Genomic DNA, 19,767 nt, shown 5'->3' with positions numbered 1-19,767 from the left:
AAGGTGCTGCGATGAAAGCAATCCAGTTTCTCGAAAAGGGCAAGGCGGCATTGGCTGATATCGCCATCGGCGACCTGCCGCCCGGCCACGCCCTTGTCCGTGTCAAGGCCGCAGGGCTCTGCCATACCGATATCGACGTTCTCCATGCCCGCTACGGTACCGGCGCRTTCCCGCTGGTGCCAGGGCACGAATTCTCCGGCGAGGTGATCGCTGTCGCCGAGGATGTGACCAGCGTCCGCCCCGGCAACCGCATCGCCGTGGACCCGAACCTTCCCTGCGGCCATTGCTCGGCTTGTAACAAGGGGCTCACGAACCTCTGCACCGCGTTGAAAGCCTATGGTGTTACGCAGAATGGCGGTTTTTCGGAATTCAGCACCGTCCGCGCCGATCACCTGCACGACATTGGCGACATGCCGTATGACCTCGCCGCCCTCGCCGAACCATTGGCATGCGTGTTGAACGGCCTTGAAGCCGCCGGCGTCGGCGCGAGACAGCCTCGCAACGCTCTCGTCTACGGGGCCGGACCGATTGGCTTGTTGCTCGGCCTCGCGCTGCAGGCCGCAGGAACGGAAAGAGTGACGTTCGCCGACGTCAACGAACAGCGCCTGGAATTCTCGGCCGGGCTCGGGTTCGACACGGCCATCTCGGGGTCGGCCGATCTCGATGGCCGCAAGCGCGAGTTCGATCTGGTGGCGGACGCGACCGGAATTGCCAAAGTGGTCGAAGGCATGATCGACCTCGTCGCCGACGGCGGCACCGCCCTGGTCTTCGGAGTCTGCGCGCCCGACGCACGCGTGTCGATTTCGCCATTTCAGATTTTCCGAAGGCAGATCAAGCTCGTCGGCTCACATTCGCTCAATCGCAACATTCCCGATGCGCTCGCGATCCTTTCCGCCGACCGGGATCGCCTATCGAGGCTTGTCACCCATCGATTGCCGCTCGAGGAAATGGTGCCGTTTTTCCTGAAGAAGCCGAGCGATCCAGCCACGATGAAGGTGCAATACGTGGCAGGCTGAGGACGGCGCGAGTTCTCGCTTTTCCCCGGAAGCCCAAGCGTTTATGACATCAGTGTTGAATCTCGATGGAGCAGGACGATTGGCCAAGGCGATCAAGACAATGGAGGATTTTTCCGAGTTCGTCGGATTGTCTCGGCCGACAGTTTCAAAATACTTCAACGACCCCTCGTCCGTCCGCAAGAAGACCCGCGATACGATCGAGGAGGCGCTGAAGAAGTCAGGCTTCCGTCCCAACATGTTCGCCGTCAACCTCAATCGCCGCCGCAGCAACATTATCGGCATCGTCATTCCGAATTCGCTGGATCCATTCTTCATGGCGCTGACGCGGCGCATCGAGGCCATTGCCAGCGAGGCGGGTTTCCTTGCCTTCGTCCTGTCCTCCGATGGCCGGCCCGATATCGAGGCGGAAGCGATCAAGACCTTTCGATCGATGAATGTCGCGGGCGCGATCGTCGCACCCATCGGCAAGCAGGCGGGAAACTCCGCCCTTGAACAGCTCGGGCGCGACATTCCCCTGGTTTATGTCGATACCCCGTTTGATGACGAAGCGGCTTTCGTCGGCACGGACAATCGCCAAAGCTTTGGCTTGATCGTTGACTATCTCTGCAGGTCCGGCGAGCCGCCCTGCTTCTTTGGCATGCCGAAGGTCAATATCAACGCGACCGAGAGAAAGAATGCCTATGTCGAGGCGATGGACCGACTGCGCCTCGATGCGCAGATCGTCGAGACCCCGGAGGTCGCGACATGGGACTTTGAAGAGTTCGCGTTTCAGGAAACGAACCGTATCCTTGAATCGAAGTCCGGCTTTCCAAGCCGCACCATTGTCTGCGCGAACGACCGTTTGGCCTTCGGCGTCATTGCCGCCGCCTGGGAAAAAGGTTTGAAGATCGGCCATGGCTCGGGCTTCGACATCCGCGTCGCCGGACATGACGACCATCCGCTGTCACGCTATACATGCCCGCCCATCACCACCGTCGCCCAGAATTACAACGAGATCGGCCGCCTCGCCATCGGCCTGCTGCTGAAGAAGCTTGGCGAGGATGTGATGATCGACGATATCAGGCTCAGCCAGGAGCGGATACTTCTCAAGGCGGAACTGATGTTGCGGAAGTCTGCCTGACGTCTATCGGGAATGGTGATCAAAGAGCCTCGTCGAACCGTGTTCGGGAGGCTTCGATGTGTCCGCGCTTATCAAGCGCCGAGTCCACCAAAGCCTTGAGCGGCCCTATCAGTGAGCGCCCGACCTCGGTCAGTTCGTACTCCACTTTCGGTGGTTCGAGGTGATGGATGAAGATTCGCTCCGAACAGTCTATTCGCAGGCCGGGATTCCCCCTGAATATGTCGAGTCCGTTGTCGATATCGAAAGACAATTCGCCAATGGCAGCTTCGACATCGTCACGGGAGACGTCAAACGCCTTGCCGGCAGAAATCCGCAATCGCTGCAAGCAGTTCTTGTATCGGCACTGAAAGAGATCGCGACTGTTTGATTGCCGCAATTTCCTCGGAGGCGAGATGTCAGGGAACCTTCTGTCTCTCGCCCACGCCTTCAGTTCATCGACTTGAACGTCTCGAAAATCAGTGCCCTCAGCCAGCGATGAACGGGATCTGCGTCCATGCGGGGATGCCACGCCTGGACGATGTTGAAGCCCGGCACGGAGACCGGCAGGTCGAAGGTTCTGATCTCGGCTGTCGCGGCGGACTTGCAATAGGATTTCGGCACCGAACCGATCAGGTCGGATGCCGCCGCGACGGCGATCACCGCCGGAAAACTTGGCACGATCAAACGGACATCGCGAACAAGATCCAGTTCGGCGAGCGCCATGTCGATCTGGCTGGTGAAGTCCGCATGCGGCGAAAACAGCACATGGCCCCAGGCGCAATAGCGCTCGGCCGTGATCGAATCGGCTTCGAAGATCGGGTGCCCTGCCCTCGCGAGGCCGACATACCGGTCCTGGAATAGCGCTTGGCAACGCAACTCCCCGCTATCGGCCGGCAGCACGCCGATATCCAGATCGATGACCGCATCGCGCAAGGCCTGGACATCCTTGTCAGATCGCGGCGCAAAGCGAAGCCTTATCCCTGGCGCCGTATTTGCCACGGCGGCGCTCAGGCCTGCAGCAAAGATCAGCACGAAGGCTTCGTTGGCGCGGATGGTGAACTGGCGCCGTACATTGCGGATTTCCACGGTCGATGGCGGACTGAGCACCGTCTCGACGGCCTCCTTCAATGCATGCACCTCTGCCGCAATTGCCAAGGCGTGCGGCGTCGCGACCATGCCGCGCCCGGCCTGCACGAGGATCGGATCGCCTAAAGCCGTCCTCAAGCGTGACAGCGTCCGGCTCATGGCGGATGTGCTCAGTCCCAGCCGGCGCGCAGCGGCAGACACGCTCTGCTCGCGCAGCAGCGCATCCAGTGCCACCAGGAGATTGAGATCCAGATCAGACATGGCGCAATTCTAGTCATGCATGGCGCTGTACGCAACAGTCAATTGACTGCGTTGCGTCTGGCGCAAGGAGTTGGCGAGACCTAATTTGTCGGCATCCAACAAACCCGGGAGTTCCCATGTCTCTCACATACACAGAACCAATGTCTCAGGACGGCCTGGCCTCACCTCGGCGGTACCTGGCCGTTGCCATGTTGCTGCTGGCAGTCGTCCTCGTCGTCCTGGACGGCGCCATAGCCAATGTCGCCCTGCCCTCGATCTCGCTGTCGCTGCATTCCGAAGCGCATAGTACCGTCTGGGTCGTCTCGGCCTATCAACTGGCCGTGCTCGTCGCCATCCTCCCCTGCGGCGCGCTGGGCGAAATCTTTGGCGCGCGCAGAATCTTCCTGATCGGGGTTGCATTGTTCACTGCAGCCTCGGCGGCTTGTGCCTTCGCACCCAATCTTCCGCTGCTGATCCTGGCCCGCTTTGCACAAGGCCTTGGCGCCGGCGCGATCATGGCTCTGGCGATGATGAACCTGCGCTCGGCTCTGCCGCAGCACATGCTGGGTCCGATCATCGGCGTCAATGCCATGGTCATCGCGATCTCTTCCGCCGCCGGTCCCGGCATTGCCGGCGCCATCCTGTCCGTCACCACGTGGCCCTGGCTGTTTGCGGTCAATATACCGCTCGGCATCGTCGTTCTTCTCGGCGGCGGTCTCTTGGGTCAAGTCGACGGCGTCAGGCGCAGGCTGAACGCCAGGGCGCTGCTTGCCAACACGCTGATGTTCATCCTGTTCTTCTGCGGCGCCGACCGGATTGCGACCGCACCGGTGAGCGGGGCCACGCTCATCGCCGCCGCACTCTTCTGCCTCATCGTGCTGCTACGCCTCGAGCGGCAGAGCGCCACTCCGCTCATTCCGACGGACCTCCTGGCAACGCCGGCCTTCCGCGTGGCGGTCATCGCCTCGATCTCCTGCTTCTGCGGCCAGATGCTGAGCTATATTGCGCTGCCCTTCTACCTGCAGCACACAATGCACATGACGCCGGTGCTGGCCGGCCTCTACATGATGCCCTGGCCTGCCGCGACCGCGATCATCGCGCCGATTTCGGGACGCCTGGCGAACCGTGTCAAGACGGCATGGCTCTGCGCCATCGGCGGAGCGCTGCTGGCCCTCGGCCTGGTGGTGGCCGGCTTCAGTCCGAGCGACCCGCACGGCATTGCGTTTCTCATCGGCACGGTGATCGCCGGCCTCGGTTTCGGACTGTTCCAGACGCCGAACAACCGCATCCTGCTTCTCTCGGCGCCGAAGGCCAGAAGCGGCGCGGCCGGTGCCATGCAAGGCACAGCACGGCTCCTCGGCCAGACCCTCGGCGGCATCTCCATGTCGATCATCTTCGCAGCGCTGCCTTTGTCGATCGCGCTCGAATTCGCGATCGTCATGTCGGCCGGCTGCGCGGCAGCGGCGAGCCTGGTCAGCATGAGCCGTGCCCGCTACGAAGTGGTCGGATAGGTTACGACGCCCGAAGAAGCGGACCTCATGGTATCGGAACAGAGGCGTTTCCCAGGAGGGCGAGCGCCTCTGTTTGTCCTCAAGAGCCCCCTCGCCCTCAGCCGCGCGACGTCAGCCAGACCCCGACGAGTGTCACCGCGAGTCCGATGAACATGGCCGGCGTCAATGGCTCGGAAAACAAGGCCCAGGCCCACAGCATGGTGACCGGGGGACTGAGATAGATCGCGGCACTGACTTGCGCGACGGGAAACAGGCGCAGGCTGGTGTAATAGATCGAATAGGCGGCGAATGTTGCAAACAGCACCAGCCATGCCATGCCGATGGCGAAGTTGATCGTCATCGGCGGCGCCAGGTTGCCTTGTGCCATCGCGCATGCACCGAACAGGACCGAGCCGGTCAGCGTATGAATGCAGAGGCTCTGATGCACCGGCATGTGCAGCGTCGGCCGCCGCTTATGCAGAACGGAGGCCAGCGCAAAAACCAGCATCGACGCCACCGTGACGCCATAGGCCCATGCCGGCGCCGTGCCGAAGCTCAGGCTATCGAGCGACACGAGCAGCACGCCAGCCACTGCAATCGCCGTTCCCAACCATTGCCGCCGGCTCAGCTTTTCGCCCAGCACGGGTTGCGACAGGCATGCGATCGCCAGCGGCAGCAGGTCGGAAATCAGCGCCACCAATCCGGTCGGCACGCGCTGTTCGATCGCCAGGGCAAAGCCACCCAGATAGAGAAACACCGACATGACGCCGAACACCATCTGCTCCAGCACGCTTCGCAAGTGCATGCGCGGACCTATGGTGAGAGCAAAGGGCAATAGGATCACCCCCGACAAAAGCGTTCGCCAGAACAGGAGCAACGGCACGCTCGCTTCCTCGCTCGCATAGCGTATGCCGACGAAACCGGAACTCCAGCCGATCACCAGCAGTGTCGCCATGATCGGCCACAGAAAACGGCGCCGATTGGGCATGGGCTGGGATAGAGACTGGTCGGTCATGGCGCTCTCGGAGAATATGTTTACCAGCCAGGCAATAGGCTGCGGCACTTTCGATTGCACATGACAAATTTCGATGGAGACGTGAATTCTATGTCGACTGAGGAATACACCTTTGCGAAAACTGCTCATCAGCGGCATAATCGATTTAGGATCATTCACATTGGATCGAGCCGGCATGACCGAGTTGAACAGCCGACGCCTGGAAATCGACGCCTTGCGTGCGCTCCACGCGATACGGCACCATGGCGGAGTCACCCGGGCCGCCGAGGCCCTGGGCCTGTCGCAATCCGCCGTGAGCCACAAGATCAAACGGCTGGAAACCAGCCTCGATTGCGAACTGCTGAGCCGCAAGGCCGGCGCGGCGATGTTCACCGCCGCCGGCGAAGATCTGCTCGATTATGCCGGGCGCATTCTCGGCCTGCATGACGAGGCGCTTCTCAGCCTGACGAAGACGCCACTCGCGGGACGTATCGCGCTTGGGCTGACCGAAGACACGACCTTGACCGATCTGTCGCGCATCCTCGGCCGTTTCCGCCGGCTCCATCCCGATGTTTCGGTCCGCACGAAAGTGCGGATGAGCCTGGTTCTCAGGGCCATGCTGGAGCGTGGCGAGCTCGATGCGGCCATCGTGCAGGTGTTCGCCCACGAGGTTCGCCCAACGGATGTCGTTCTCTTTCGTGAAGATCTCCATTGGGTGAAGCATGCGGACTTTCCGCTCCGCGACAGCGGTCCCGTACCCTTCCTCTCCTTCGACGACGAGTGCTTCTATCGCAGATGGGCACTGGACATCGCCCAGGACGGCGAATTGGTGCTCGAGACGATGTTCGAATGCGCCAGCGCGGCGGGCATCGTCGCCGCGGTCATGTCGGGCTTGGGCGTGGCGCTGTTGAGCGAGCGTCACCTGCGCCCCGAAATGACGATCATCGCCAATCGCCTGCCGGCGCCGCCAGCACTCGCCTATGTCGTGCGCCGCGCCAGAAAGGTGCGAAACCCCGCGCTTGATACGCTGGTTGCGGAGATCGAAAAAGAGGTCAGCCGCTATGGCGGGCTGGTTCTGGTCGGCTGAATTTCTGTCGGCGTTCACTAACAATCTGTGCGGAAGATGCTTCACCTTACCGGCAACCACGCATCAACAGCCACAGGGCCACATCCTTGAGCCCCGTTTGCACGGACCGCCAAAACTATCCTGAGCATGCCGTGTCGGGATCCAGTCCCGCCACGCGTCTTCAAGACGGACAAGCCACGGAGAGCAAAGATGACGATCACGATTACCGCCTTTGAACGGTCGCCCGATGGCGGCAGGGGGCTGGCGCGCGATATGCGCGTGCGCTGGGCGCTGGAGGAAGTGGGTCAGCCTTACGAGGTTCGTCTTCTGTCGTTCAAGGCGATGAAGCAATCCGCGCATCTTGCGCTCCATCCTTTCGGACAGATCCCGACTTATGAAGAAGGCAATCTCGCGCTCTTCGAGTCCGGCGCGATCGTGTTGCATATCGCTGAGCGCCATGCAGGCCTCCTGCCTGATGATGTCGATGCCCGGGCGCGGGCGATCATGTGGATGTTTGCCGCGGTCTCGACGATGGAGCCGACGATCGTCGATCGCGAAGTCGCGATACTGGCCGAGGGAGACAGGAGCTGGCACAAGGAACGCCTGCCGCTCGTCGAGGCACGCATTCGTACGCGGCTCTCAGAACTTTCCACGCGCCTTGACGATGCCAATTGGCTCGACGGCGCCTTCAGCGCCGGTGACCTCGAAATGATCTCGGTGCTCATCAGGTTGAGAAGCTCGGGTCTGCTGGACGGCTATCGAAACCTCTCCGCCTATGTCGCCCGCGGCGAAGACCGACCAGCCTACAAGCGTGCCTTCGCTGCTCAAAAAGCCGTTTTCACCGCCGCGTCGGCGGATTGAAATTCGAGCCGTCGAACATAACGCCTTGCTCCGCCGTCACCGCAATTCTTCCTCGATCGCCTCACGGATCGAGCCGATGATGAAGTCTTCAAGTGATGTCCCTGCCGTCGCCTAAAGGGCGCCGCAATCCAGCCCATGGCCCGCGAACAGTTCTGTTGCAGCGCAACAAAAGTAGGAACTTTCGAAGTCCGGTGGTGTTGCACCGTCACAATTCAAGAAAGGACTCGATCATGGAAAATTCACTCAACCTCGGACAACCCATCCCCACCGGCATCATCACGCCAACAGAAATTCTGTCTCCCCGAGACATAGCATCGGCGGAACCTCAGATCGACAATAGCGAGATGAATGAACACGCTCGGCCAGTGCTATCGCCAACACAGGCTCTTACCGGAATGATGCTCATACCGTTCCTTGCCTGGGCGTCGATGACGGCGTCTTATATGCGATTTTTCGAGCTGACAGATGACAATGCCGGCAGGGCATGACTTCGGTCGCCCCGCTCTATGCGGCGGGGCGAGGCCGCTGGGTCATGCCGCACAGGTCCGAACGTAGGCATGACTTTAATTATCTTCAACCTGTTCATGCAGCAGAACCCTGCGGTCCGGCGAAGATAAGAGCCCTCCGACTTGTGTCCGATATCGGACAACAGCCACCCTTCCCCTTGTAAGCGATTTTGCGCGGCCTTAAACCCGACACCATTGTCGGGTATGCAAGTCCTATCGTTCACAACTCCATGGCGTGGACGGCTAGGAGACCCATTTGCTCTTGCCCTCATGAAGGAAGAGCGATGGCCTACCCGGATAGAATTCCAACCAATAACCGCCTCCTCGCCAATATGTCCGACGCTGACTTCGGCCGGCTGTCGCCGCAGATGGAGCATGTGGAACTCCCACGTGCGCTTGCTTTGGCAGCTCCGGGTCAGATCGCTGATTATTGCTATTTCATCGAGAGCGGAATCGGATCGATCGTACTCGAATTCGAAAGTGGCGTGCAACGGGCGGAAATCGGCATCGTCGGGCGCGAGGGCATGGTGTCGACGGCTTCGGTGCTGAATGCACCGTCCGCACCTTTTTCGATCTTCATGCAGGTGGCGGGTAGCGGTTACCGCCTCAACGCTGGTCTGCTCTCGTCTGTGATGGTCGAGAGCCTCACATTGCGGAATCTGCTGACGCGCTATGCGCAGACAATGTCGGTGCAAACCTCGTATACCGCCCTCGTCAACGCTACCCAGCATGTCGACCAGCGCCTCGCGCGGTGGATTTTGATGTGCCATGACCGTGTGGACGGCGACACCATCATTCTCACCCACGAATTTTTGGCGATCATGCTGGCGGTACGCCGCCAGAGCGTCACGGAGGCTCTCCCCCTGCTGGAAGGCACGGGTCTCATCAAGGCCGAACGCAGCCGCATCAGAGTACTCGACCGCCCAGGCCTGATCAAATTTGCCGGTGATTCGTATGGCGCGCCGGAGGCGGAATACAGGCGCCTCATGGGCTTTTGACGGGGTCGGTTGCTGCGTGTCCCGATCGATCCGGCGGCTGGCTGCGGCTGACCTTGAACGGGAGTGATGACGGACGATCTCGCAAAGCCGTCGCGCCTCGCGTCGTGTCGCTAAAGGTAATCGCAAAGCCCGAGTAATCTCGCTATCAAATTTGTCCGGTACCGGACATCAGTCGCTTATCGGCAGAATCGAGGCCTCGCAAGCACCCGAATCCTCTGTCCGATATCGGACCGTAATATCGCTCGCGCGTAAGTATTCAGGCGCGTAAACTCCCTTTCCGCGTCGATGTTCGTTGGTCATCGCGGCCATTATCGTCGGCGGGGGCAGCTCGGGTGGTCCGGTGCAGGGCAGACCGAACGAGGACGGTGAGGGTCCGCTCTCCTCTGGCGGTTTACCGCCACACCCGATGCACCCCCTGGCGGGGATTTTTGACCGATCTCGCGTCGCGGATCAGGCGAAGCTACCCGTGCTCCAATGAGACAAAAGGTCGAGATAGTTCGCCCCGGAATACGTCAGCCGCGACCTCGATGTCCCATGGACATGCGGGCATTCATCTGTCAGACGAAACCTCCCGACATAGGCACAGATCCGAGTGATCTCACGTGCGGACGGCGACAACGACCAAGTTCGCGCCACCCAGCAAACTGGACACCGAAGATGGCGAGGCCCTTCTGAGACCTCGCCGCTGACCGAATGCTAATTCATGACCTTCATGGCCTTTGCCATGTGCATCTTACAGTCTTTTACCTTGTTGGCCTTCATCGACACCCGGGCCATGTCCATTTCTTTCATCGCCTTGTCCTTCATGCCTTCCATCTGGGTTTTCATCATCCCCATAGAGGCGTTGTCGCACGTGGTTTCCATCGCCAGCACCGGGATCGCAACATGCTCGCGACCAGCGCGACAGCGAGTGTGAATTTCAACATTGCAGTCTCCTGGGAGTTGGCCTGATCGCCCGGCAGGTTCATTTGGCAGGTTTGCGATGATCGTCTGCCGTTTCTCATAAGCAAGCGCTGTAGGCGTCTTGGTTCGACGCGTTGCCCAGGGCCACTGTCAAGGAGTGTCTCGCGCGGCTGACGCGGCTTTTCACCGTTCCCAGCTCACAGCCCAAGCTGGCTGCGACGTCGTTGTAGCTGTGACCCATCGCGACCCGGATCACGGCGTCGCGATTGGTGGATGGAAGTTGGTCCAGCGCGGCCCGCAACTCGTTTGAACGGACTGCCCACTCCTGGGACGGCGCGACCTGGACGCTCATCGCGGCGACCTCATCGTCGACGTTCGGCTCCCGGCAAAGTCGATGGTAGCCGCTAATGAACGAGTTTCTCATGATCCTGCCGGTCCAGTTCTTCATGCTGGTTCCCGGTTGGAACCGCGCGAGCGCTCCGAGAGCGTTGAGCATCGTCGTCTGCATAAGGTCCTCCGCGTCGCAGCCGTTTCGCGAAAGCCGTAACGCCAGGCGCATCAGGAGAGGACGAACGTTCAACAACTCGCGCTCCAACGCCGCTCGCAGTTGAGGCGTCAGTATATTATCTTCGCGTTTATCGATCATCGCACCCTCCTTTGGACTGTCCGATAACGTACAATTCCCTGTATTGTTCAGGCAGCGCGGAAAATATTTGCGGGACAACGACGATGATGATGCAGAAAACAAGGTATTTTCCAAATAAAACAACAGAATTTCCCTCGTAATCAGCCTAAAAAATATTTCTTAGGCGAGATTTCGGTTTCGAAAATCTCTGACATTTCTATCGGAAAATCGATTGAAAGCATTCGTGTAAAAGTAAAAATCTCAATCACCTTCAGGTGGTTCCGAGGTAGCCGTGAAAACTCTCGGAACGATTGCATTCTCCGTTTCTTGGCGACAGCTTGGTTTCAACCAACGCCAAAATGATGGCGCTGCATTGCATTACTCCTCACCAYTTAGAAAATGCCCGATGGCGGCGAGCGGGCGAACGCCATCACAAACGATCTTGGTGATTGCCAGCATCGGCACCGCGAGAATCGCTCCTGGTACGCCCCACATCCAGAACCAGAAGATCAATGCGATGACCACGAGCACGGGATTGAGCGTGAAGCGCCGGGCGAGCAGAATAGGCGTGATGATCTCACCCTCGACAACGTGGATTGCGCAATAAAGCGCCGCCGGCAGAAGCGCCATCCAAAGCGTGTCGATGACCAGCAGACCGGCAAGAAGAAAAATCCCAACGCCGAGCAGCGGTCCCATGATCGGGACGTAGTTGAGCAAAAAGGCGGCAACGCCCCACAGGACCGGGTCACCAAGTCCGGTCAGCCACATGGCAATGCCCGTCGCAAGACCAACGCTGGCATTCATCACGGTGATGGTAACCAGGTAGGCCGAGATGTTTTTCTCGACATCCTGCGACAACTCGACGATCTGCCGCTTTTCCTTGAAATTGGGTAATATTTCGACGGCGCGTCTGAGAAAGGTGCTTCCGGATACGAGCAGAAAAAACAAGATGATGATCGTCTCGAAGAAGCTGGCAGCGAAGTGTGTCGTACCGGCAAAAAGCGTAGCAGCAATGGTTGCACCCGAGCCGCCGCCTGGCACCGACCCCTGTTGCATCAAGCCGTCGATCTTATGCAGGAATGTCTGCAAAACTCTGACGGGTTCATCCAGGAACTTCAGGCGCTCCTGCAGCCTGGGAATCCCCTCCGGCAGTTTGGCGGCCCATTCTGTCGCAGGGCCGGAGATCGCAGCTCCAATGCCGACAATGGCGCCGAAGACGAAAAGGATCAGTGCCAAGGCCGCAAGGCTTCTCGGAAGATGCAATTTCTCCAGCAATCGCATGCCCGGTTGGAACAGAAGCTTAAGAACAAGCGCCAGAACGATCGGCAACACGATTTCGGCCGCCACGTAGGCGATGCAGAGGACGGCGAGCCCAACCAGAACCGAGAGCAGAACGATAATGGGATCGGAAGGCAGGTTGAGCGGCTTGGCTTGCGTGGCTGAAACAACTTTTGAATCAGCAACGTCTGGCGTCAAATCTCTTTTGTCCTCATCTAACATGGCACTTTTCTTTTGAGTGGGGCTTCGAAGAGCCGCCGACACGATCGGCAGGAATTAACCGTCGAGGGGAAGATTTGCGCCCACGAAATCGAATGAGGTGACAGATCATAGTCGCCAAGTCAGCGAGCAATGGTGGCTCCAGGCACACTATTGACTGTAGCTGGGGGCGATAAACGCCCGGGTCTCACATCCTTGTCACGCGCTTTGACAACTGCGACCAGTCGCTTATGTTCCACGCAATAGTCCTGAGCCTGGGCTACGTCCCACGTGATGGATGCGCAAACAGGATATCTTGCGTTGGTCCGCGGGCCACTCATAGAGCTGCAGCCCTGCTGTTCAGATCCGGCGATCGAAACAGTCCTGACACCGAGCCTAGTGTTGGGCCTGCGGCAGCGCCGGACGGGGGTTTGAGTGGATCGCTGTTACGATTGATGACCTTGGATCTCGCCGACAATTAATCACAGAGCCCTGGGTTCAACAGGCGTTTGCCCCGGCCGGTTATTCGATATCCGTCAACTCGCTCAATCCACCCATTGCTCATCATATTGCGAAGTGTTTTCAAGCCAACCTTGGAGAGGGAGTTAGCGGTCACTATCGCATCGCCGGCAAAAAGGTTCAGGACCTTCAATTCTTTGGAACTAGGCTTTTCCATCATCTTATCCCTTTCGACTCGGGTAACCGACATCATACCCCACCCTTGCCAATGACGATGATGGCCAGCGACAGGCGACGGGCATCGACAGACGAGACTCATTTTCTCTTATCGGCGAACGTGAGGCAAGCGGCATAAAAGGCGCGCACCAGCGTGTCCGGCTGAGGGGCAATTTCTTTACAGGTCGTGGACGGTGCGACGATCCACTCGAAAGCCACGCTCCTTGAACATTTCTTGGGGGTCACGATGGCTCAACGGATAGTGCAACGATCAGCACACCCGCGTGAATGATCAATCTCACCTTAAACCGCCGACTTTTGAAAATCGCATTGGACGGGCGCATTGGCGCTTCGAAAAAAAGGATTGAATAATGTACGCTATCAAGTTTTTATGCATTTCCTGAAGATTATCTTTAGCGCCTAAAAAGTCAAAAAGTACGCTCAATCGCAGGCGGGGAGAATTATCTTTCGCAAAATCTCGCATGAAGAAATTTATTATTAATAGCTCTGTACCACAGCACCAATTCGGATTATGTAATAAACCACTAATGGATAATTTTATTTAATTCCGAACTTGAGTCGTCGGCGCAATGATGCGGTTACGAGTGAAAAAGATAATGACCTCAATAATCAAGAGCGACAAATCTAACACCTTTTGGGTTATCGGAGCGAGAAAGCCATGAACTCTACAATGATAACTGACGAAAACAATATTCAGACGAAGACTATCCCGCTCAATGGACTGGATCATTCGAGCACAGTTCGCAGTTCGTCCATTTCACCCGCGACTGGAACGCGTGAGCTTTTGATCGTCATCATCGATAATCGTGCCCTTGATCGGCAGTGCCTTGCGCGATGCATCACGGCAACGCGCGCCGATGTTGCGGTATTGACGGTGGATTCCGTGGAGGAATGGCGAAGGCGCGATGAAGAGGTGATGCCCGCGGCGATCCTTTTGAACATCGGCAGCACCAGAATGTCAGACCGCGTGGTCGCCGAAGAGATCCAGACGCTCGCGTCGGAATTCGCCGCACCGATCGTCATACTTGCGGATTCGGATGATCCCGCGGAAATCGTGCGAGCGCTCGAATGTGGCGCCAAAGGATATATCCCCTCCTCGGTGAACATAGACGTTTGCATCGAGGCGATCGCACTGGCAATGGCAGGCGGAATCTTCGTGCCGGCCAGCAGCCTGCTTTCGATGCGCCATGTTCTGAATACTGCATTCCCGGCGCCCCGCCCGCTTTCGGGCATGTTCACCGTGAGGCAGACCGAAGTCGTCGATGCTCTTCGCCGCGGAAAGGCCAATAAGATTATTGCCTATGAGCTCAACATGCGGGAAAGTACCGTGAAAGTTCACGTCCGCAACATTATGCGGAAGGTCAAAGCCACCAACCGCACGGAAGTGGCGTATAAGATCAACGACCTTTTTCCTATGGATATTCAGCCGACGAACTAGGCGCGCCATGAATGGATAGGGGAATTTTCTGTCACTCACGACGAACGTTCCCCATTCCGCATCGGACGATAGGAGCGCGCAAGGAGGATTGACTTCATTGACGATCAAGGAGCTTTTCTCTGATTTGGTCTTTTGAAGCCAAGCTGCTGCCGATTTGATTAGGATCATATTGCCGCGCCGAGGCCTGTTACAGGTCTTTCGCATTGACCCAGCTTTGACAATTCGGCGGTGATTGGGGCAGGGTTTTCAACTCTATAGCGGCAATGTGCGTTTCAATTGCCGCCCACCAAAAACCTTATCGCCTGCTTGTTGACGTCTGAGCTCCGCCAATAACATATCCAATGGCCAGCCCGAGGAGACCGGCTGAGATTGCAATGGTGGACGCGGTGCCAGGATTGTCCCGCACCACTGCGACCATTTCTCGCCCTTGGTCTTCGACGCGATGTGCTGCGTCGCGTAGACCGTGTGTGCTGTAGTCGAGTGCGTCACTCGCATTTTTCGAGGCAATCGATGCGATCGACTGCGACAGGTCGACGATTTCCGCTTTCAGGTCTGTGAGTTGTTCCTGCAATTCTTGCTGTGTTGCCATCTTCGCGCTCCTTGCTATCTTCCAACTGAACGGAAGCGGAGACCGCTTGTTCCACACGACCTCGCATGGTCATGTTTTGCCTGATCTCGGTCACGGCAAGAAGATATTCGACGAGTGAACGCCGCACCGGAACTTCAAGCGTTCCGACGACCAACTGCTATCTATGGTTGAATAAGCGGTGATGGCGGCCCTATCCAAGGGGATGTCTATTGTCGCAGGTCATCCAGGCGTGCCAAGGCTTGTTGCGGATCCGGGCAGCGCGGCACAATGACCGCCTACCTCCCCTGGTTCGGCGATGCAACGACCACCAGTTGATGCGAGACCGGCCGTCAAACGCTCGCGCATAAACGTCCAGCCAGGACATGGAACGTCAAAGAGTTGCGCTGTGGGCGACCACGATAAAACCCTTCCTGCCGACGCCAAAGGAAAGCGCAACTCACGTTTACGACAATGATTCCTTGCTTATCTCCGCGCGTAAGCGCATTGTTGGTTGTTAGCAGCATTTGAAGCGGGCGCTGCTTTTTAGGGTTGAAACCCTAGCCCCAACCGAAGGAGGACACGATGTCTTCCGCACCTATTCGACAATATCTCACATCCAAAGACCTGAACATGCTCGCCCGCGTGCTTGACACTGCCGGCATGTACGATGTCGCCACCGCATGGCACAACAGACAACGGGAGAACGGCGCTCGCTTTTTGATTGATCGCTTCCAAGAAGGGATTGCTACAGAAAATGAATTGTTCATAGCGCTTATCCGGAGCGTGGCCGTTCTCGACCCCTCCTCCATTCCCAATTCTCGTCGGACCAAGGTCAGGGTTCTCCCTCAAAAAAACAGCACGCGGTTCGCATCCGGATTCGCGCATCGGAGGGACACTTTCGTCAGCAAATTGCCGTGTGCGGGCGAAGCATTCTGACACGATCATTATTTTTTTGAACAGCGAAAGCGCGTCCGCTTATCCAGCGAAGAGCGCCAGGGAAATCATGCATCGCTCTCGCCTCAAGTGAAAGCGATGCATGATTTCCGATATGGAGAAACGGTTATGAACATGATTCAGCGCATAGGCTTTATCGGCAACTCCCTGCCGCGCCGCTGCGGCATCGCCACCTTCACGAGTGATCTCAGCCGGGCGATTTCCCTGTCTCCCGACAGGATTGAAACAGGCATCGTCGCCATGAGGGATGGCGATCGCATCTATTCCTGGCCGCCCGAGGTTAAATTCGAAATCCGCGACAATATTGTCGATGACTACGAGCGGGCCGCCGATCACCTCAATGCGGGCAGGTACGACATCGTGTCGCTGCAACACGAATTCGGCATCTTCGGCGGCCAGGCCGGCAGCCATGTCATGGCACTTTTATCCCACTTGCGGATGCCGATCGTCACGACGTTCCACACCGTTCTGTCGAAGCCGGATGCGATGCAGCGCATGGTGATGGAGCAGATTGCCACTGCCTCCTCCCGTGTCGTCGTCATGGCGGAAAAGGGACGCGAATTGTTGCAGACGGTTTACCAGGTGCCGGCGTCGAAGATCGATGTCATCGCCCATGGCATTCCGGATGTCGCTTTCAGCCAACCGGACGATGCGAAGGCGAAGCTCGGCTTCAGCGGGAAATCGGTCATTCTTACCTTCGGGCTCTTGTCTCCCAACAAGGGCATCGAAGTGGTGATCGACGCCATGCCGGCGATCCTGCGGACCTGCCCCGATGCGGTCTATGTGGTTCTGGGCGCGACGCATCCCAATCTGATGCGCGATGAAGGAGAAGCCTACCGCGAGAGTCTTCAAGCCAGGGCGAAAGCGCTCGGCGTCGATCGCCAGGTTATTTTTCTCAACGAATTCGTCGACCAGGCACGGCTGCTTGTCTTCATTGCGATGTGCGACGTCTACGTCACGCCTTATCTGAACGAGATGCAGATGACCTCCGGTACGCTGGCCTACAGTTTCGGCCTCGGCAAAGCGGTGGTCTCCACACCCTACTGGCACGCTCGTGAACTGCTCGACGACGGATTGGGAATCCTCGTTCCCTTCGCCGACCCGGCCGCCACCGGCGCGGCGATCGCCCGCGTTCTCGGCGACCCATCGCTGCGCCAGGACATGCGTGAGCGCGCTTATGAAAGCAGCCGGTCGATGACATGGGAGAGGACTGCGGGAAAATACCTTGCGACTTTCAATTCGATCCTGCGCGGCCAATCCAGGCAGTGGATATCGGCGCCCAGGGGAAATCTGCGGGAAACATCCGCCGTCAGGCCGGACGTGAAGATGGGCTATTTTCTGTCCATGTGCGACGATACCGGGATTTTGCAGCATGCCGTCCATTCCGTGCCGGATCGGACCCACGGTTATTGCGTCGATGACAACGCCCGCGCCCTTCTGCTGGCCTGCACCCTGGGCCTGAGCGGTGAGAAACCCATGCCTGATATCATGACCGCTCGTTTCGCCGCCTTCGTGCAACATGCCTGGAACCCGGACACGGGACGATTCCGCAATTTCATGAGTTTCGGCAGGCAATGGCTCGAAGACCAGGGGTCTGAAGACAGTCACGGACGGACGTTGTGGGCGCTCGGCGCCTGTGCATCCAACGACACCGACGCGGCCCGGCGGCGCTGGGCAGCCGCTCTGTTCTCGCAGGCGCTGACAGCGGTCGCGGGCTTCACCTCACCCCGCGCATGGGCTTTCACCCTGCTCGGCCTCGATCCCTATTGCGCAGCCGCACCGCAGGACAGTTTCGCCGCCGATTTCCGCGTCCGGCTTGCAAACCGGCTGCTTTCACGGCTCTCCCAGATCGAAACGAAAGACAGGCCGTGGTTCGAGGAAGGCCTTACTTACGATAATGCGCGCCTGCCGCAGGCACTGATCCTAACGGGCATGGCAACCGGCAGATCCGATTGTGTCGACGCCGGCCTGCGGTCGCTGGCATGGCTCATGACCCAGCAGACTGCGCCGCGGGGACATTTCAGGCCGGTCGGTACTGACGGCTTCTTCGATATCGGCAAATCCCCTCGCCCGTTCGATCAGCAACCGCTCGAGGCAACAGCGACGATTTCCGCCTGCCTCGCCGCATGGAATGTCACGGGGGACAACCACTGGCGCGAGACCGCGTTTCGGACATACGGCTGGTTCACGGGTGACAACGACCTTTCAATTTCGCTGGTCGACGCGGAAACCGGGAGCTGCCGCGACGGATTGCATAATGACCGGGCAAACGAGAACCGAGGGGCTGAATCCGTCCTCTGCTATCTCATCAGCTGCTCCGAGATCCGCCACCTTTACCGCAGTCGCAAGAATGAATGGCAAGGCAACCTGATCCCTGTCGCCGCGGTATCCCCAATCAAAAGCAACGTCGTCCAGGCGACATCGAGGCATTCTTGACCTATCCGGCATTCCTGAACCGACAGGCGCTTTACCTGCGCCCCGATCCCGCACGCGTGATCGTGCGCCCTTTCAAACCTGCCACCGAACCACGCGACCTCAACCCTACCGACAAGACGCGGGCCGACCACATCGTCGAACGGGTGCTGGCTCTCGACCCCGGTGAAACAAAGAACCAGCTTACCGATGTCCTGGAGAATTTCGAGGGGCGGCATCGTAACCTGTTACGCATCTTCGAGGCCCGAGCCCTGTCGATGGAAGAGGCGTTTTCCGGGCATGTCGCCTTCAGCCAGCAGCAAAGACAACTGATCGGCGCCTACTTCATGAACGAATATTCGTTCGAGGCGGCGGCCCTTTTCAACCCAAGCATCGTCATGCATCCAGACCAGACAGGCGTTTCAGAGGGCGCGCAACGGTTCATCCTCAGCCTGCGGGCGGTTGGCGAGGGGCACATATCGTCCCTGACCTTCCGTTCGGGCGAAATCGCCGCGAGCGGCGCTGTCCGTATCGATACCCCTGCGCGCCTCGCATCGCTGCCGGCCGTCAGTGATGCCTTAGCCGACGACGATGCCACCCGCCTGACATTCGAACAAGACAGCGACATCAGCGAACGGGTTATCTTTCCGATAACGCCATCCCAATCCAACGGCATCGAGGATGCGCGCTTCGTCGAATTCAAAGATGAGGGGAAAAAGACATATTACGCGACCTATACCGCCTATAGCGGCCTTGCCATCCGCTCGGAACTGCTCGAAACCTCGGATTTCCTTTCCTTCCGCATGACGCCGCTCAAGGGCAGCGCGGCGCGCAACAAAGGCATGGCTCTGTTTCCCCGCAAGATCGGCGGAAAATTCGCCATGATCGCCCGGCAGGACAACGAGAATCTCTATCTCGTCTATTCCGACGATCTCTATACATGGGATGGCGGGAGCATCCTCATGTCGCCGAAATATCCTTGGGAATTCGTGCAGATCGGCAATTGCGGCTCGCCGATCGAACTCGACGAAGGCTGGCTGCTTTTGACACATGGCGTCGGACCCGTACGCCGCTATTCCATCGGCGCAACCCTGCTCGACAAGCATGATCCGTCAAAGATTCTCGCGCGTTCGGTGCAGCCGCTGGTACGGCCGGAACCTACCGAGCGGGAGGGTTATGTCCCCAATGTCGTCTACACCTGCGGCGCCATACGTCACAATGATCTCGTCGTGCTACCCTATGCGGTATCCGATACGTTTTCCAATTTCGCCACTACCGATATCAAGGCGCTTCTGGCCAGCATGGAGGGGGTATAGAGAGCCGCGCCGGGTCTCGATGG

The 19,767-nt window shown here is 58.5% G+C and carries 18 protein-coding genes; 11 read left to right on the top strand and 7 right to left on the bottom strand.

Features of this window, described 5'->3' with window-relative positions; translation table 11 throughout:
- The first annotated feature begins 11 nt into the window (after window positions 1–11).
- Together AC1D06_RS19475 and AC1D06_RS19470 are read left to right on the top strand one after the other, a co-directional pair.
- On the top strand, window positions 12–1,016 hold the full coding sequence (locus tag AC1D06_RS19475) for an alcohol dehydrogenase catalytic domain-containing protein (RefSeq protein ID WP_477987509.1): 1,005 nt from the start codon (window positions 12–14) through the stop codon (window positions 1,014–1,016).
- A gap of 100 nt (window positions 1,017–1,116) precedes the next feature.
- The gene (locus AC1D06_RS19470; protein WP_477878063.1) at window positions 1,117–2,136 is read left to right on the top strand and encodes a LacI family DNA-binding transcriptional regulator; all 1,020 of its coding nucleotides are present in this window, start codon (window positions 1,117–1,119) and stop codon (window positions 2,134–2,136) included.
- Window positions 2,137–2,155: 19 nt separating this feature from the next.
- Here the strand turns inward: AC1D06_RS19470 and AC1D06_RS19465 are convergent, their stop codons facing one another.
- Both AC1D06_RS19465 and AC1D06_RS19460 read right to left on the bottom strand, forming a co-directional pair.
- Window positions 2,156–2,461, bottom strand: a complete 306-nt coding sequence (locus tag AC1D06_RS19465) for a hypothetical protein (RefSeq protein WP_477987508.1) — start codon at window positions 2,459–2,461, stop codon at window positions 2,156–2,158.
- Between the two features lie 101 nt (window positions 2,462–2,562).
- Window positions 2,563–3,462, bottom strand: coding sequence for a LysR family transcriptional regulator (locus AC1D06_RS19460; protein WP_477987507.1), 900 nt, complete (start codon window positions 3,460–3,462; stop codon window positions 2,563–2,565).
- A gap of 188 nt (window positions 3,463–3,650) precedes the next feature.
- Here AC1D06_RS19460 and AC1D06_RS19455 point away from each other — a divergent pair, with 188 nt between their 5' ends.
- Entirely contained in the window at window positions 3,651–4,952 is a 1,302-nt protein-coding gene (locus tag AC1D06_RS19455; RefSeq protein ID WP_477987506.1) for an MFS transporter, read from the top strand.
- 97 nt (window positions 4,953–5,049) lie between these two features.
- Here the strand turns inward: AC1D06_RS19455 and AC1D06_RS19450 are convergent, their stop codons facing one another.
- Window positions 5,050–5,946 carry a DMT family transporter gene (locus AC1D06_RS19450; protein ID WP_477987504.1) on the bottom strand — a complete coding sequence of 299 codons (897 nt, stop codon included), beginning with the start codon at window positions 5,944–5,946 and terminating at the stop codon, window positions 5,050–5,052.
- A 175-nt stretch (window positions 5,947–6,121) separates the two neighbouring features.
- On the opposite strand from AC1D06_RS19450, the gene AC1D06_RS19445 reads away from it, so the two are divergent.
- From AC1D06_RS19445 to AC1D06_RS19430, 4 genes are all read left to right on the top strand, one after another.
- The gene (locus AC1D06_RS19445; RefSeq protein ID WP_477987503.1) at window positions 6,122–7,012 is read left to right on the top strand and encodes a LysR family transcriptional regulator; all 891 of its coding nucleotides are present in this window, start codon (window positions 6,122–6,124) and stop codon (window positions 7,010–7,012) included.
- A 189-nt stretch (window positions 7,013–7,201) separates the two neighbouring features.
- Complete coding sequence (locus AC1D06_RS19440; RefSeq protein ID WP_477987502.1) at window positions 7,202–7,852, top strand: glutathione S-transferase family protein; 651 nt, start codon at window positions 7,202–7,204, stop codon at window positions 7,850–7,852.
- 230 nt (window positions 7,853–8,082) lie between these two features.
- On the top strand, window positions 8,083–8,340 hold the full coding sequence (locus AC1D06_RS19435) for a hypothetical protein (RefSeq protein WP_477987501.1): 258 nt from the start codon (window positions 8,083–8,085) through the stop codon (window positions 8,338–8,340).
- Between the two features lie 302 nt (window positions 8,341–8,642).
- Window positions 8,643–9,356 (top strand): Crp/Fnr family transcriptional regulator, encoded by a 714-nt coding sequence (locus AC1D06_RS19430; RefSeq protein WP_477877967.1) that lies wholly within the window; start codon window positions 8,643–8,645, stop codon window positions 9,354–9,356.
- Window positions 9,357–10,052: 696 nt separating this feature from the next.
- Here the strand turns inward: AC1D06_RS19430 and AC1D06_RS19425 are convergent.
- The 3 genes from AC1D06_RS19425 to AC1D06_RS19415 form a co-directional block, all read right to left on the bottom strand.
- Window positions 10,053–10,229, bottom strand: coding sequence for a hypothetical protein (locus AC1D06_RS19425; RefSeq protein ID WP_477987500.1), 177 nt, complete (start codon window positions 10,227–10,229; stop codon window positions 10,053–10,055).
- 127 nt (window positions 10,230–10,356) lie between these two features.
- The gene (locus AC1D06_RS19420; RefSeq protein ID WP_477987499.1) at window positions 10,357–10,905 is read right to left on the bottom strand and encodes a sigma-70 family RNA polymerase sigma factor; all 549 of its coding nucleotides are present in this window, start codon (window positions 10,903–10,905) and stop codon (window positions 10,357–10,359) included.
- A 357-nt stretch (window positions 10,906–11,262) separates the two neighbouring features.
- Entirely contained in the window at window positions 11,263–12,384 is a 1,122-nt protein-coding gene (locus AC1D06_RS19415) for an AI-2E family transporter (RefSeq protein WP_477987498.1), read from the bottom strand.
- A gap of 1,330 nt (window positions 12,385–13,714) precedes the next feature.
- Between AC1D06_RS19415 and AC1D06_RS19410 the strand changes: the two genes are divergently transcribed.
- Window positions 13,715–14,494 (top strand): LuxR C-terminal-related transcriptional regulator, encoded by a 780-nt coding sequence (locus AC1D06_RS19410; protein ID WP_477877963.1) that lies wholly within the window; start codon window positions 13,715–13,717, stop codon window positions 14,492–14,494.
- Between the two features lie 295 nt (window positions 14,495–14,789).
- Here AC1D06_RS19410 and AC1D06_RS19405 read toward each other — a convergent pair whose 3' ends face one another.
- Entirely contained in the window at window positions 14,790–15,083 is a 294-nt protein-coding gene (locus AC1D06_RS19405) for an ElaB/YgaM/YqjD family protein (protein WP_477877962.1), read from the bottom strand.
- A 561-nt stretch (window positions 15,084–15,644) separates the two neighbouring features.
- On the opposite strand from AC1D06_RS19405, the gene AC1D06_RS19400 reads away from it, so the two are divergent.
- The 3 genes from AC1D06_RS19400 to AC1D06_RS19390 all read left to right on the top strand — a co-directional run bounded on the left by AC1D06_RS19400 (window position 15,645) and on the right by AC1D06_RS19390 (window position 19,744).
- Complete coding sequence (locus AC1D06_RS19400; protein WP_477987497.1) at window positions 15,645–15,998, top strand: hypothetical protein; 354 nt, start codon at window positions 15,645–15,647, stop codon at window positions 15,996–15,998.
- Window positions 15,999–16,124: 126 nt separating this feature from the next.
- A complete protein-coding gene (locus AC1D06_RS19395; protein ID WP_477877960.1) occupies window positions 16,125–18,452 on the top strand; it encodes a glycosyltransferase family 4 protein in 2,328 nt (775 codons plus the stop codon).
- Window positions 18,449–19,744 (top strand): glycoside hydrolase family 130 protein, encoded by a 1,296-nt coding sequence (locus tag AC1D06_RS19390; protein ID WP_477877959.1) that lies wholly within the window; start codon window positions 18,449–18,451, stop codon window positions 19,742–19,744. Before AC1D06_RS19395 ends, AC1D06_RS19390 begins: the two co-directional genes overlap by 4 nt.
- Window positions 19,745–19,767 lie beyond the last annotated feature (23 nt).

This window comes from Rhizobium sp. P2_G2 (assembly GCF_056403555.1).
This window is presented reverse-complemented; position numbering and strand designations above follow the sequence as displayed.